Origin of the sequence: Pseudomonas sp. TNT3, assembly GCF_010095445.2 — a bacterium.
Taxonomy (GTDB): Bacteria; Pseudomonadota; Gammaproteobacteria; order Pseudomonadales; family Pseudomonadaceae; genus Aquipseudomonas.
In genome coordinates this window covers 1-15640 of the sequence record NZ_WFGV02000055.1, presented here as the reverse complement: position 1 = coordinate 15640, position 15640 = coordinate 1, and the positions used below count along the sequence as shown (strand labels likewise).

The 15640-nt window shown below is 56.3% G+C and carries 13 protein-coding genes; 8 read left to right on the top strand and 5 right to left on the bottom strand.

What is annotated here, in order from left to right; all coding sequences use genetic code 11:
• Positions 1-82 precede the first annotated feature (82 nt).
• The 8 genes from GBC55_RS24550 to GBC55_RS24515 all read left to right on the top strand — a co-directional run bounded on the left by GBC55_RS24550 (position 83) and on the right by GBC55_RS24515 (position 10859).
• Complete coding sequence (locus GBC55_RS24550; protein ID WP_162440070.1) at positions 83-1708, top strand: ABC transporter substrate-binding protein; 1626 nt, start codon at positions 83-85, stop codon at positions 1706-1708.
• Positions 1709-2017: 309 nt separating this feature from the next.
• On the top strand, positions 2018-3619 hold the full coding sequence (locus GBC55_RS24545) for an ABC transporter substrate-binding protein (protein WP_162440069.1): 1602 nt from the start codon (positions 2018-2020) through the stop codon (positions 3617-3619).
• Positions 3620-3791: 172 nt separating this feature from the next.
• Entirely contained in the window at positions 3792-5207 is a 1416-nt protein-coding gene (locus GBC55_RS24540) for an OprD family porin (RefSeq protein WP_162440068.1), read from the top strand.
• A gap of 78 nt (positions 5208-5285) precedes the next feature.
• The gene (locus GBC55_RS24535) at positions 5286-6881 is read left to right on the top strand and encodes an ABC transporter substrate-binding protein (RefSeq protein WP_162440067.1); all 1596 of its coding nucleotides are present in this window, start codon (positions 5286-5288) and stop codon (positions 6879-6881) included.
• 74 nt (positions 6882-6955) lie between these two features.
• Positions 6956-7966: an ABC transporter permease subunit gene (locus tag GBC55_RS24530; RefSeq protein ID WP_017336505.1), complete on the top strand. Its 1011-nt coding sequence runs from the start codon at positions 6956-6958 to the stop codon at positions 7964-7966.
• A gap of 10 nt (positions 7967-7976) precedes the next feature.
• On the top strand, positions 7977-8900 hold the full coding sequence (locus GBC55_RS24525; protein ID WP_162440066.1) for an ABC transporter permease subunit: 924 nt from the start codon (positions 7977-7979) through the stop codon (positions 8898-8900).
• A gap of 10 nt (positions 8901-8910) precedes the next feature.
• Entirely contained in the window at positions 8911-9879 is a 969-nt protein-coding gene (locus GBC55_RS24520) for an ABC transporter ATP-binding protein (protein ID WP_162440065.1), read from the top strand.
• A complete protein-coding gene (locus GBC55_RS24515; RefSeq protein WP_162440064.1) occupies positions 9879-10859 on the top strand; it encodes a peptide ABC transporter ATP-binding protein in 981 nt (326 codons plus the stop codon). The genes GBC55_RS24520 and GBC55_RS24515 overlap by 1 nt, the downstream gene beginning before the upstream one ends.
• Positions 10860-11032: 173 nt before the next feature.
• Here the strand turns inward: GBC55_RS24515 and GBC55_RS24510 are convergent, their stop codons facing one another.
• From GBC55_RS24510 to GBC55_RS24490, 5 genes are all read right to left on the bottom strand, one after another.
• Positions 11033-12238, bottom strand: coding sequence for an MFS transporter (locus tag GBC55_RS24510; protein WP_162440063.1), 1206 nt, complete (start codon positions 12236-12238; stop codon positions 11033-11035).
• Entirely contained in the window at positions 12231-13283 is a 1053-nt protein-coding gene (locus GBC55_RS24505) for a hypothetical protein (RefSeq protein ID WP_162440062.1), read from the bottom strand. The genes GBC55_RS24510 and GBC55_RS24505 overlap by 8 nt, the downstream gene beginning before the upstream one ends.
• Complete coding sequence (locus GBC55_RS24500; protein ID WP_162440061.1) at positions 13280-14665, bottom strand: DUF6002 family protein; 1386 nt, start codon at positions 14663-14665, stop codon at positions 13280-13282. Before GBC55_RS24500 ends, GBC55_RS24505 begins: the two co-directional genes overlap by 4 nt.
• Positions 14666-14997: 332 nt before the next feature.
• Positions 14998-15255, bottom strand: coding sequence for a hypothetical protein (locus tag GBC55_RS24495; RefSeq protein ID WP_162440060.1), 258 nt, complete (start codon positions 15253-15255; stop codon positions 14998-15000).
• 148 nt (positions 15256-15403) lie between these two features.
• Positions 15404-15640, bottom strand: a 237-nt coding sequence (locus tag GBC55_RS24490) for a hypothetical protein (protein WP_218576869.1), incomplete at its 5' end; no start/stop codon positions are given.

The window sequence follows — 15640 nt, the reverse complement described above, 5'->3', positions numbered from 1 at the left end:
TGGCCCCTGCATAAGTATCCGCAGGCACGACTCACGAGGTCGTCCTCTAATTCCAAAAATGACAACAAATCATGAGGCCACCATGCTTAAACACGCGGTCATTCCGTTTTTAGTCGGCGCCAGCCTGTTGGCTAGCGCTCCTTTCGCCTCTGCGGCGACTAACCTGGTGTTTTGCTCCGAAGGGAGCCCGGCCGGTTTTGATCCTGGTCAGTACACCACCGGAACCGACTTCGACGCCTCTGCAGAAACCATGTTCAACCGCCTGACCCAGTTCGAGCGCGGCGGCACCGCCGTGATTCCTGGCCTGGCGACCAGTTGGGACATTGCCGACGATGGCCTGACTTACACCTTCCACCTGCGTGAAGGCGTCAAGTTCCACACCACTCCGTACTTCAAGCCGACTCGTGAGTTCAACGCTGACGACGTGTTGTTCACGTTTAATCGCATGATTAACAAGGACGACCCGTTCCGTAAGGCGTACCCGACCGAATTCCCGTACTTCACCGACATGGGGATGGACACCAACATCACCAAGATCGATAAAGTCGACGACCACACCGTCAAGTTCACCCTTAAAGACGTAGACGCCGCGTTCATTCAGAACATGGCGATGAGCTTCGCGTCCGTGCAGTCCGCCGAGTACGCTGCCCAGCTGCTCAAGGAAGGCAAAGCTGCCGACATCAACCAGAAGCCGGTCGGCACTGGTCCTTTCGTGTTCAAGAGCTACCAGAAAGACTCCAACATCCGCTACACCGGGAACAAGGACTACTGGAAGCCTGACGACGTCAAGATCGACAACCTGATCTTCGCCATCACCACCGACCCGTCGGTGCGCATCCAGAAGCTGAAGAAGAACGAGTGCCAGATCACTCTGTTCCCGCGTCCGGCGGACCTGAAGGCGCTGAAAGAAGACAAAGCCCTGAAAGTGCCTGACCAGGCTGGTTTCAACCTGGGTTACATCGCCTATAACGTGATGGACAAGGTCAAGGGAAGCAACGAGGCGAACCCGCTGGCCCAGCTGAAAGTGCGTCAGGCACTGGACATGGCCGTCAATAAACAGCAGATCATCGACTCGGTTTACCAGGGCGCTGGCCAGCTGGCCGTTAACGCCATGCCGCCGACCCAGTGGTCCTACGACACCACCATCAAGGATGCCAAGTACGACCCTGAGAAAGCCAAAGAGCTGCTCAAGGAAGCTGGCGTCAAGGAAGGCACTGAAATCGTTCTGTGGGCGATGCCAGTGCAACGTCCGTACAACCCGAACGCCAAGCTGATGGCTGAAATGCTGCAGTCCGACTGGGCCAAGATCGGTCTCAAAGTCAAAATCGTCAGCTACGAATGGGGCGAGTACATCAAGCGCTCCAAGGGCGGCGAGAACCAGGCGATGATCATCGGCTGGAGCGGTGACAATGGTGACCCGGACAACTGGCTCAACGTGCTGTTCGGCTGCGACTCGCTGGAAGGCAACAACTTCTCGAAATGGTGCGACAAGAAATTTGACGGCATCGTCAAGGAAGCCAAGCGCACAACCGACCAGGCCAAGCGCACCGAACTGTACAAGCAGGCGCAACACGTCCTCAAAGACGCCGTTCCGATGACACCTATCGCTCACTCGACGGTGTTCCAACCCATGCGCAACAACGTGCAGGACTTCAAGATCAGCCCGTTTGGCTTGAACTCCTTCTACGGCGTCAGCGTCAGCAAATAAGATCTGGCAACGGCGACGTCTTTGACGTCGCCGTTGCTTTATCTACCGAGAAAGCAGGAAACGCCCTACGTCGACTTCCGCTGAGGACTACAGCAGCGAGGTGCGACGCGTCGACTTTTCCTACGAGTTTTTAGGACTCTGCGCATTTACTGCCGGCCCCCACGGCTCATACCGTCGGGGGATCCGACCAGTCCATGCGTGGGCTCTCGGTTATTGCTGCAGGCACGGTCTGGATTCAAAGAGGCCTCCTCCTCCCCGGACGGGACGGCGGGCTCATTGAAAAACACTACGAGAACAAGAGGGAGCGTCATGCGCCATACCTTGGTTTTATCCGCATTGCTGGGCACCGGCCTCTTGGCCGCCACTTCCATCACCCAGGCCGCCACTGACAGCCTGGTGTTCTGTTCCGAAGGCAGCCCCGCTGGCTTCGACACCGCGCAGTACACGACCGCGACCGATAACGACGCCGCCGAGCCGCTGTACAACCGCTTGGCAGAGTTCGAAAAAGGCGCGACCAATGTCGTGCCGGGCCTGGCGACCAGCTGGGATATTTCCGAGGACGGCCTCACCTACACTTTTCACCTGCGCGAAGGGGTGAAATTTCATACGACCAAGTACTTCACCCCTACCCGCGACTTCAACGCCGATGACGTGCTCTTCACGTTCAATCGCATGCTGGATCCGCAACAGCCTTTCCGTAAGGCCTATCCAACCGAGTTCCCGTACTTCAACGGGATGAGCCTCAACAAGAACATCGCCAAGGTCGAAAAGACCGGGCCGCTGACCGTGGTCATGACGCTCAACAGTGTCGACGCCGCGTTCATCCAGAACATCGCCATGAGCTTCGCCGCCATCCTCTCCGCCGAGTACGCCGACAAGCTGCTGGCCGGTGGCAAGCCGAGCGACATCAACCAGAAGCCGATCGGCACCGGGCCGTTCGTGTTCAAGAGTTATCAGAAAGACTCGAACATCCGGTACACCGGCAACAAGCAGTACTGGGACCCGAGCCGGGTCAAACTCGACAACCTGATTTTCGCGATCAATACCGACGCTTCGGTACGCGTGCAGAAACTCAAGGCCAACGAGTGCCAGATCACCCTGCATCCGCGCCCTGCCGACGTCCCGGCCCTGAAGAACGATCCGAAACTCAAGCTCATCGAAAAGCCCGGTTTCAACCTTGGCTACATCGCCTATAACGTGCGCCACAAGCCATTCGACCAGCTCGAAGTGCGCCAGGCACTGGACATGGCGGTGAACAAGCAAGGAATTCTCAACGCCGTCTATCAAGGTGCCGGCCAGCTTGCAGTCAATGCCATGCCGCCGACCCAATGGTCCTACGACGAAACCATTAAGGACGCCGCCTACAACCCGGAAAAAGCCAAGGAATTGCTCAAGGCTGCCGGCGTGAAGGAAGGCACCGAGATCACCCTCTGGGCGATGCCGGTCCAGCGTCCCTACAACCCCAACGCCAAGTTGATGGCCGAAATGCTTCAGGCTGACTGGGCGAAGATCGGCCTCAAGGTGAAGATTGTCAGCTACGAATGGGGCGAGTACATCAAGCGCACCAAAAACGGCGAGCACGACATCAGCCTGATCGGTTGGACCGGTGACAACGGGGACCCGGACAACTGGCTCGGCACGCTTTACAGCTGCGACGCCATTGGCGGCAACAACTACTCCATGTGGTGTGATCCGGCTTACGACAAGCTGATCAAGCAGGCCAAGATCGTCACCGATCGCGACCAGCGCACCGTGCTTTACAAACAGGCGCAGCAGTTGCTCAAGCAGCAAGTGCCGATCACGCCAGTCGCCCACTCGACGGTCAACCAGCCGTTGAGCGCCAAAATCGAAGGGTTCAAGGTCAGTCCTTTCGGTCGTAACGTGTTCTCGGGTGTCAGCATAGAAAAATAACCGATTAGCCGAAAAACGCTGGGGGCGGATTCCGCCCCCACGCAAGCGTATTGCCTTAATTCGCCTATCAGGCTTGTTGCAAACGTTTGCATGCGTCAAATGAGTTCAAAACCAAAAAGCCGGATCACAAAAAAAGACTGGCATAAAAAAAAGAAAGAAAGGAGCTTCACCCATGAAACTGAGCAGCACCGCGTTATTGGCCCTGGCCATCAGCAGCATCACCGCCACGGCGTACGCAGAGACCCAAAGCCAGGAATTCACCCCGGTATCGGTCAACACCAAAAGCGCCCAAGCCGAAGCCACCGGCTTTGTTGAAGGCCAGTCGATCAGCGGCACGACCCGTAACTGGTACGCCAACGAGCAACTGAAACGCGGCGGCAAGTTCGCTTACAAGAAAGACGGCGTTTCGACCCCGACTGATCGCCGTATCAACTGGGTTCAAGGCACCATCATCAAGTACAACTCCGGTTTCACTGAAGGCACCGTTGGCTTCAGCACTGAAGTCGCTGCCTACAACGCCATTGCGCTGGAGCGCGACCGCGAGAACCTGGCTTCCAACAACGGCGGCGCACCGGGCACCCGTCCAGGCGCGGGCAACAACCGTACCCTGACCAAAGAAGGCGGCGACGCTCAAGGTCAGTGGAGCAAACTGGGCCTGGCCAACGTCAAGGCGCGTATCTCCAACACCACCCTGACCGCCGGCCGCATGAACTTCAGCAGCCCGCAAGTCGACGTTATCGGCAACCGTGCCCTGCCTTCGAGCTTCGAAGGTATCGCGATCCACAGCGAAGAACTGAACAACCTGTCCTTCGACCTGGCCACCTTCGATCGCAACTCAGCGCGTACCGAAGAAAGCCTGAGCAAGTTCCGCTCCGAATACGGCTCGATCGACGCCGAAGCGGATCACGTGAACACCGCCGGTATCACCTACACGCCGTTCGCCAGCCTGACCACCAGCCTTTGGGGTACGCAAGCCGAAGACCTGTGGAACCAGTACTACTTCGGCGCCAGCCACGTGCTGGGTGACAGCTCGGTACTGAGCCTGACCACCGGCCTGAACTACTACAAGACCGTCGACGAAGGCAAAAAGCTGCTGGGCGAAATCGACAACGACACCTACTCCCTGTCGCTCGGCCTGACCCACCTGGCCCACAGCCTGACCTTCTCGTATCAGGAAGTGAACGGTAACGAGTACTTCGATTACCTGCACGAAACCAACGGCATCTACCTGGCCAACTCCCTGCTGTCGGACTTCAACGGCCCGAACGAGAAATCCTTCCAGATCGCCTACGGTCTGAACATGGCCGAATACGGCGTGCCAGGCCTGAAGTTCAACATCTACCAGGCTCGCGGCTGGGGCATCGACGGTACCCACTACAAAGGTGGCGGCTACGATGGCGTGCAGGCTATGGACGGCGAAACTCACTACGAATACGGCATCGGCGCTGCGTACGCCGTGCAGAGCGGCCCGCTCAAGGCCACCGCGATTCGTGCGACCTACACCGCTCACCGTGCCAGCGAAAACCAGGCTGATGGCAGCATCAACGAGTTCCGTCTCGTGACCACCATCCCGTTCAACATTCTGTAATGCGCCTGCCGAACGGCTGATTCAGCGACGAATCGACCGTTCGGCGTTTACCTTTCACCTGATTGCAGAGGGTTCTTGATGAAAATGCTTCCCCTACGTGCGGCCATCGCTGCCGCGTTGCTGAGTGTCGCTGTCGGCGTCTCGGCCAAACCCTTGGTGGTTTGTACCGAGAACAGCCCGGAAGGCTTCGACACGGCCCTGTACACGACTGCAGTCACCGCCGACGCCGCAGCTGAAACCATCTTCAATCGCCTGGCCGATTTCAAGCCGGGTACTACAGAAGTGATTCCGGCGCTAGCCGAGTCCTGGGACATCAGCGAAGACGGTCTGACCTACACGTTCCACCTGCGCAAAGGCGTCAAGTTCCACACCACCGACTATTTCAAGCCGACCCGTGACATGAATGCCGATGACGTGCTTTGGAGTTTTCAGCGCCAGCTGGACCCGAATCACCCCTGGCATAAACAGTCGACCGTGGGCTTCCCCTACTTTGAAAGCATGGGCTTCAAAGAGCTGCTCAAAAGCGTCGAGAAGGTTGACGACAACACCGTAAAGTTCACCCTGACCCGCCGCGAAGCACCGTTCCTGGCCGACGTCGCCATGGCCTTCGCGTCGATCTACTCTGCCGAGTACGCCGACCAGTTGCTCAAGGCCGACAAGATGGGCGACCTGAACAACAAACCGGTCGGTACTGGCCCGTTTGTTTTTCAGCGTTACAACAAGGACGCCCAGGTCCGTTTCAAGGCCAACCCGGACTACTTCCGTGGCAAGCCTCCGGCAGACGCGCTGATCCTGGCTATCGGCACCGACAACAACGTGCGCCTGCAAAAGCTCAAGGCCAACGAGTGCCAGATCGCGCTGTATCCAAAACCGGATGACATCCCGAGCATCAAGAAAGACACCAACCTGAAGGTTGATGAAATGAACGCGATGACCGTTTCGTACATCGCCATGAACACTTCGCACAAGTACATGAGTGATGTACGCGTACGCAAAGCCATCGACATCGCCTTCGACAAAGCCGCAGCGGTCAACGCGCTGTTTGGCAAAGGCAATGCCACCGTGGCGGTCAACCCGTACCCTGACACCCTGCTGGGCTACAACCACAAACTGACCAACCCGCCTCGCGACCTGGACAAGGCCCGCGCCCTGCTCAAGGAAGCCGGCGTGCCAGAGGGCACTGTATTTACCCTGTTCACGCGTAATGGCGGGGGTGCGACCAACCCTAACCCGATGCTCGCCGCGCAGATGATGCAGGCGGATCTGGCCAAGGTCGGGATCAAGCTCGACATCCGCGTCATGGAATGGGGCGAGATGCTCAAGCGCGCCAAAAATGGCGAACACGACATGGTGGCAGCCGGATGGGCGGGTGATAACGGTGACCCGGATAACTTCCTGACGCCTATGCTCAGTTGCGAGGCGGCCAAAAACGGCGAAAACTACGCGCGCTGGTGTAACGAGAAGTTTCAGGCGCTGCTCGACGAAGCCCGGGCTAAAGTGAACCCGGACGAACGCGCAGCGCTCTATGAGCAAGCCCAGGAGATTTTCAACCAGGACCAGCCTTGGATCGCCTTGGCACACACCCGTATGTTTACTGCAATGCGCAAGAACGTAGAGGGCTATCACATCAGCCCTCTCACCACTAATAACTTCGCCACCACCCAGGTGAAGTAGATAAGAAAACTCCCGGTGTCCCTGACTCCAGGGATACCGGGCACGCCTAACCGGCTGATGAGGTACACCACAAGATGTTTAGTTTTATTGCCCGCCGATTGGGGTTACTGATCCCCACGTTCTTCGGCATCACCTTGCTGACTTTCGCGTTGATTCGCATGATTCCAGGCGACCCCGTGGAAGTAATGATGGGCGAACGCAGAGTCGACCCCGAAATGCATGCTCAGGCAATGGAACGCCTAGGTCTCAACAAACCCCTGTATGCCCAATACCTGGATTACATTGGCAAACTGGCCCACGGCGATCTCGGCGAATCCCTGCGTACCCGTGAAAGCGTCTGGAGTGAATTCACTTCTCTATTCCCTGCGACCCTGGAGCTGTCCATGGCCGCCCTGTTGTTCGCCGGCATCCTGGGCCTTCTGGCCGGGGTGATCGCGGCACTCAAGCGAGGATCCCTGTTCGACCATGGGGTGATGGGCATCTCCCTGGCGGGATATTCGATGCCGATCTTCTGGTGGGGCCTGATCCTGATCATGTTCTTCTCGGTGTCCCTGGGCTGGACCCCGGTGTCCGGGCGGATCGACCTGCTCTATGACATCGAGCCCCGCACCGGTTTCATGCTCATCGACACCCTGCTGGCCGATGATGTGGGCGCATTCTTCGATGCCCTGCACCACCTGATCCTGCCGGCCATCGTGCTCGGCACCATCCCGCTGGCTGTGATCGCGCGGATGACCCGTTCTTCGATGCTCGAAGTGCTGCGTGAAGACTACATCCGCACCGCCCGCGCCAAAGGCCTGTCGCCTTCGCGCGTGGTGTTCGTCCATGGTTTGCGTAATGCGCTGATTCCGGTACTGACCGTGGTCGGCCTGCAAGTCGGCACACTGCTGGCCGGTGCGGTCCTGACCGAAACCATTTTCTCGTGGCCCGGCATCGGCAAATGGCTCATCGAAGCCATTGGCGCACGGGATTATCCCGTGGTGCAGAACGGCATCCTGTTAATCGCCTGCCTGGTGATTCTGGTCAACTTCGTAGTGGACATCCTCTACGGCTTTGCCAACCCACGCATCCGTCACCAGCGCTGAGATCATGACCATGACCACTCCAGCTTCAACTGCAAATCAAGCGGTAGCAGTCGATCAAAGCCTGCTGTACCCGTCTCCGTACAAAGAATTCTGGCAAGCGTTCTCCAAGAACAAAGGCGCTGTTGCCGGCTTGTTGTTCATGCTGCTCGTGGTCTTCTGCGCGCTTTTCGCGCCGTGGGTTGCGCCGCATAACCCGAGCGAGCAATACCGTGATTTCCTGCTGACCCCGCCGTCGTGGCTGGAAGGTGGGCAGTTGCAGTTCCTGCTCGGCACCGATGAACTGGGTCGCGACCTGCTGTCGCGGCTGATCCATGGTTCGCGCCTGTCGCTGCTGATCGGCTTGTCATCGGTGGTGATGTCGCTGATTCCGGGCATCCTCCTGGGTCTGTTCGCCGGGTTCTTCCCGCGCTTGCTTGGCCCGACCATCATGCGTCTGATGGACATCATGCTGGCCCTGCCGTCCCTGCTCCTGGCAGTGGCGATTGTCGCCATCCTCGGCCCTGGCCTGATCAACACCATTATTGCGATCGCCGTGGTTTCGTTGCCATCCTATGTTCGTCTGACCCGCGCTGCGGTAATGGGCGAACTGAACCGCGACTACGTGACCGCCGCGCGCCTGGCCGGTGCCGGTCTGCCACGACTGATGTTCGTGACCGTGCTGCCTAACTGCATGGCGCCACTGATCGTTCAGGCGACCTTGAGCTTCTCCTCGGCGATTCTCGATGCCGCTGCACTGGGCTTCCTCGGCCTTGGCGTACAACCGCCAACCCCTGAGTGGGGCACCATGCTGGCTTCGGCTCGCGACTACATCGAACGCGCCTGGTGGGTCGTGAGTCTGCCTGGTTTGACCATTTTGCTCAGCGTGCTGGCAATCAACTTGATGGGTGACGGCTTGCGCGATGCGCTGGACCCGAAACTCAAGAACGCCGCCTGAGGAGATTCAAATGTCATTGCTAGAAATCAAGAATCTCAACGTTCGCTTTGGCGACAAGAACGCTGTTCCGGTGGTCGACGGTCTCGACATCTCCGTGGACAAGGGCGAAGTCCTGGCCATCGTTGGCGAATCGGGGTCCGGCAAGTCCGTGACCATGATGGCGCTGATGGGCCTGATCGAACATCCAGGGATCGTCACTGCCGACGCCCTGAATTTCGATGGCAAGAACATGCTCAAGCTCAGCAACCGTCAGCGTCGGCAAATTGTCGGCAAAGACCTGGCGATGGTTTTCCAGGACCCGATGACCGCGCTGAACCCGAGCTACACCGTCGGCTTCCAGATCGAAGAAGTGCTGCGCCTGCACCTGAAAATGTCAGGCAAACAAGCGCGCAAACGCGCCATCGAACTGCTGGAAAAAGTTGAGATCCCGGGCGCTGCGAGCCGTATGGACGCCTACCCGCATCAACTCTCCGGCGGTATGAGCCAGCGTGTCGCGATCGCCATGGCGATTGCCGGCGAACCGAAACTGCTGATTGCCGATGAACCGACCACGGCACTGGACGTGACGATTCAGGCACAGATCATGGACTTGCTGCTGGCGTTGCAGAAAGAGCAGAACATGGGCCTGGTGCTGATCACCCACGACCTCGCCGTCGTGGCCGAAACCGCTCAGCGTGTGTGCGTGATGTACGCCGGTCAGGCGGTGGAAGTCGGTCAGGTGCCGCAACTGTTCGACATCCCGGCACACCCGTACAGCGAAGCACTGCTCAAGGCCATTCCGGAACACAGCCTCGGTGCGTCACGCCTGTCGACATTGCCGGGCATCGTTCCTGGTCGTTACGACCGCCCGCAAGGTTGCCTGTTGTCGCCGCGCTGCCCGTATGTGCAAGAGAATTGCCGCACCCAGCGTCCGGCCCTTGACCCGAAAAGCAACAGCCTCGCCCGCTGCTTCTACCCGCTGAACCAGGAGGTGGCGTAATGGCCGTCGTACTTACCGCCCGCGACCTGACCCGTCACTACGAAGTGTCCCGTGGCCTGTTCAAGGGCCATGCGACCGTACGCGCCCTCAACGGTGTGTCTTTCGAACTGGAAGCCGGCAAGACCCTCGCTGTCGTGGGTGAATCGGGTTGCGGCAAGTCCACCCTGGCGCGTGCGTTGACGCTGATCGAGGAGCCATCTTCCGGCTCCTTGAAAATCGCCGGGCAAGAAGTCACCGGTGCTGACAAGGCTCAGCGCAAGCAACTGCGCAAAGACGTGCAGATGGTTTTCCAAAGCCCGTACGCGTCGTTGAACCCCCGGCAGAAAGTCGGTGATCAACTCGGCGAACCGCTGCTGATCAACACCAATCTGTCGGCGGCTGAACGTCGCGAGAAAGTGCAGGCGATGATGAAGCAAGTGGGGTTGCGCCCTGAGCATTATCAGCGTTACCCGCACATGTTCTCCGGCGGTCAACGCCAGCGGATCGCCCTCGCGCGCGCCATGATGCTGCAGCCGAAAGTGCTGGTGGCGGACGAACCGACTTCCGCACTGGACGTGTCGATTCAGGCTCAGGTACTTAACCTGTTCATGGACCTGCAGCAAGAGTTCAACACCGCCTACGTGTTCATCTCCCACAACCTGGCGGTCGTGCAACACGTCGCCGATGACGTGATGGTGATGTACCTCGGTCGCCCGGTGGAAATGGGCCCGAAGAACGACATCTATGCCCGTCCTCTGCACCCGTATACCCAGGCATTGCTGTCGGCCACCCCGACCATTCACCCGGACCCGAACAAGCCGAAGATCAAGATTGTCGGCGAACTCCCCAACCCGCTGAACCCGCCTTCCGGCTGCGCCTTCCACAAGCGCTGCCCGTACGCCACCGAGCGCTGCAGCACTGAAGAACCGGCCCTGCGCCTGCTCGACAGCCGGCAGGTGGCTTGCCATTACGCCGAGCAGTTTCTGGACGGCGCGGCGTAAAAAGTGGGCGTAGGCTAGCCTGCTCCCACAGTGGTAGTTGCATGCTTCACTAACCCCTTTCACTCCGGCTGCGCATCAGTCGGGGTTGAAGGGGTTTTCTTTTGGCTTCGCTTTACATGGCTATTGCCGTCTAAGCCCGTTCGTTGTCGTTGGCCGGAACCGGCACCCCGCAATCATCGGTGCGATCCCACTCTCGATAAGCGAGTGGCTTGATAAATCAGTGGCATGGAGAACAGCGCCAGAGTCGAACTTGCGAACCAGACGCTATGCCCACCGAAATGGCCATACAACTGCCCTCCAAGCGCGGGTGATAGCAGCACACTAGCACTCCAGAACGTGGAGAAAAGACCGAAGTAATGACCACTTTTCCCTGCTTGGGCACGTTGCATAACCAGCACGTTCAGGGTGGGCATGAACAGTATTTCGCCAAGCGTCCAAATCGTGGTCGAGAGGCAGACGTAGAGTATCCCGGAACCTAAAGGCAGCATTCCCAAGCCACAAGCCAGCAACACGCTGCCAGCCAAAAACTGTCGTCGCGCGCCCCACTGCTCGCTCCAATGTGATAACGGGATTTGCAGCAGCACGACCAATACGGCATTGAGTGCAAACTGCCACCCTATGACTTCAGTACCCAACCGATAGTAGTCGAGTAGATAGTTACCCAGCATGCTGTAGACCGGCTCGAAGGCTAGGCCGAGTACCACAGAAGCCGCCAACAGCCAGAGAAAAGGCTTGTCCCTGAAAGGGGCGGAGGAACCCGAAGGCGTGCCAGTGGTTTCATCATGGATCAGAACTGCACGATGGAGGGTTGCCCGGACAAACCAGACCAACGCCATCAGCGTCATGCCTGCACTGAGGAAAAATATTAACCGGAAATCAGACTGCGCCAGAACTCCGCCCATCGCACCGGCTACCGCCATACCCAGATTGCTGGCAACACGACTTAACGACTGCGCACGAGCGCGTTGCGCTAACTGGCAATACTCCATAATCAAACGTTGATGCAACGTACGAATCGCACCATCGAGTGCACCGCTTACCAGCATCAATCCCGCCAGCAATGACACATCGGTAATCAGCCCCAGCAAGACCAATATCCATACCGAGACAAAAAACAGCAAAGCAGTCAGGCGGGTGGTTGAAAAATGATCACTCAGCAGTCCTCCGCCCATTGACCCGATCAGCAACCCGGCGCCGTAACCGGATAACAACCAGCCAACAGTCTCGATTGTCAGCCCGAGTTCCTGACGCAGATACAACGCCATGAACAGTTTGACCATGGCACTCAACCGGCTGATGAAAATCAACGCAGCAAGCATCCAGGCCATCGCACAGAAATAGCCATCCAGCCGTATCAAATGAACAAGCCGATTAGTCATGCCACCGGTCCAGGTTGTGGCTCACTTGGCTATGAATACCCTTTGAAGCAAAAGGAATGTCCGAGCGGATCCCGTGATCGGCATCGAAAAAGTACTGCGCTTGCAACTGCCCTTGAGCATCAAGGCCAATCAAAGGGTTGTTTATCAGGAATTGTCTGGATGAAGCACAAAGCGCTGGCACTCGAATGAGTAATCGAGATTGACCGAACACATTATCTGGGATGACAGCCCGTGCCCCGAAGCGTTTCTTGTATTGGAAAGTCCCTTTACTCAAAAACGGTTCACAGCCTTGGAAGTCAACACGATCAATAAGCGGTTGATTGGACGCCCACTCCAAAATCGCGTGATAAACAAAATTCTGAGCTCCATTTCTCCGAAAAATCGCGGCACCACCATCGACCCCTATCAAGCGTGCATTCAAGGTGCGCTTCGGTTTATCTAGCTGCGAAACACTCCCAGCGACCCATTTACCATTCAAATGTACACGGAACAGCATGCCGCGCTTGAACAAGTCCAGATAAGCCACTTGCTCTTGTACACTCCGTGCAAATGGTCCATAGCGAGCGTTCATCGTTGGGGTATGCATAGAATGGTAAAAGGAGAAGAAATCTTTATCCTCAAGTGACACATCGAAAGAGAAACCTTGCTCAACCAATTGAGCGTGGCGCTTGTTCTCTCGATTGGAGAACTCATCCAACACAGCGCTCCACCCAGTAGAAACATCAACGCTTTGGTGAATTCTGCTAAGCCCTATAACATCACCTGGCCGCTGGCATTGCTTCACTACATCTGACACGGCCATTAACAAGGTCATATCGGCTTGTTTCTCGTCAATAAACAACGAAAGATGTTCCCATTCCAAAATACCTTCCTGATCTACAGATGAGTGTTCAAAAAAACATTCATCCACAAATGGCGCGATGTAGAGAAGTCCTTCTACCATCCCGACATATACAAGGCGCGCCGGCATTCCAGCTTTGGTGCTCCCCGTGTAGATGCGAAAATGGCAGAGTGACTTCTGACTTACTGAAAGATCAGCAATCATGACTTATAGGTACCGCAGAGCTTTTCCATCATCTCTTCTGCACTGCTCACGAATGATAGTCCATCTGTGGGCATGGCTTCGTAATCCTGTCGACAATAGGAGCCAGATGCATGAATAGTGCATCCGTCCATACCTATCAGTAACTGTCGGTCAATTGCATTCAAGCAACCTGTCAGCGCCATCACCAATGACCACTCTTTTAGATCTCTTGGGTCCGCTGGGAGTTTGACAGGCGTACTCGTCAGCAACTGGGCACACTCGCTGTAGCGCTGCATGCACTCATAGAGCGATACGACAATTCCCGCCCCCCCATTGGCTTTCACCAATCCAGACATTTCAGTGGCGGTAGCCGGAAGGTGCGTATAAAACGTAGGTTCCAGAATTTCGTCGGGGCTCCAGGTTGTGGTAGGGAAATATGGAGAACCCGATTGAGTCCATAGACCGTTTGAAGACTGCTTGTAACTTGGCGTAGATGCACCTTCGAAGTTCCCGTCGAGTAAATGAAGCACCATGTCACTAGTAGCGAGATGCTGAACCAGCAGAAATGAAGGTGTAGACACCGGTTTGTTCTGTTGTTTTAGTACCTCAACGCCTGAACAGTATCCTAGAAGACCATATGCACTCGACACTGCATGCACATGTACTGTCTTCCGGTCAGTGTCCCATGCATCACCATACTCAAAGTCGAAGAAAGCCCGAGCCTGATCAGAGAACCGGTAATTCTCAAGCCGGAGGGAGTGCCACAGCTTCAACTCACCTAAAGGATTATGACTGAAGAGTTCTTTGAACTGCTGCCCCACAACCTTAACTGCTTCAGGCGAAGTGGCATCCAGAATGAAAACCGGGTTCAATGCACGCAACTGATCGTCATCATAAAGTTCAGTTCTACGAATTTTCCCGATGGTTTGCGAAGGAGTTAACGTAACAATGCGCAATTGCTCTGGATGCACAAGTTTGGCTTTTAATGCACGTAGAACTGCGTCGCGGAGCGCAATGGCTTTGTTACCGGACGAAGGAGAAAACAACAAAATGCTGTCGCCGGTGTCCTGGATATGACGAATAGCGCGCGCAACAATCAGTGTAGAGGCGAAGGTCTTTGTTGTTTGAGTGCTAACATTTTGTCTCAAATCGAACAATCGGAGTGGTATCCCTCGGTAACAGCCTATCTCAAAAAATTGCGCGGTAGCGACAGAGAGAAAGCTTTGCATGCGGCTATCCAGCTGAGGCAACTTCATAGCTGGCTCAAATGCATCGCTGCAGTGGTCGACTTCAAAATTAGTCGCACTGCTGACGATCAGATCGTAATAACGCTCTAAAACGGAAATTGGCGTATTAACCTCGAGCGTTACCTGCGCGGACTTATCTGATTTCACTACATCCATTGTTCTTCGCTCCCATGAATAGTCGCTAAATGCGATGTCTTCTGAAAGCTAGACGCCAACAATTTCGTTGTCCTGGGTTAAAACGCTTCAATCACTCAGAAAAAGAGTCGGGCTACGAATTTTGGAAAAAAGCCCTACAGACAAGCCCTACTCAATTCGACATCTGATGCTCTCAAACCTCAAAACATGTGGTTTGTGTGTCGTTTCCCCGAGCAATCCAACGGTTTGTCACAGCAAGCCCGCAAACACAATTTAACTTGAATTCTCCACGACCCCCTTCCACCCCGGCTGCGCATCAGTCGGGGGAGAAGGGGTTTTCTTTTGCCTGGGATTTACGTTTGGCTATCGCCTTCATCCGGGTCATCGGAGTCCGGCTCATCGGTGGTGGAGTCATCATCGTCCGCGCTGCCGCCCTGGCCTTTATCCCCCGGTTCCGATTCGGACTTGGCGATCATCATGCCCGTGTGCACGACCTGCCCGTTCGACACGTGCTCACCCTTTTCCGGGCATTCGGCCCACGCCGATGACATGCCGAGGGCCAGCATCACCAAAACCTTAAGCAACAGCACAATGCGTTGAAAAATGCTCATAGCTGAATCCATCCTTTTAAGGGTGAAGCATGGAAGTGCCTGTGTGGGCGCTGAATGAAATCTAGTTCCGATTGACTCGGTTCTCCAGATAGGACGCTAACGAATGGGTGGAAATGCCATTGACCGGCAGACTGGTTTTGCATAACCGTTAGGGCGATTGGTTATTTACGAAGGAAGGGATTCTCGTAGGAGCAAAGCTTGCTCGCGATAGTGTGTCAGTTAACTTGATGCCAACTGACACACCATCGCCAGCAAGCTTGTAGTGGTTCAGTTTTTTTAAACCATCCCGTAGGAGGATTAAGCCGCCTGTTGCTCGAACAGCGCAGGCGGCAAGTGGTTCGAGGCGGAGTGGCAACGGCGATAGTTGTAATGCGAGATGAATTCC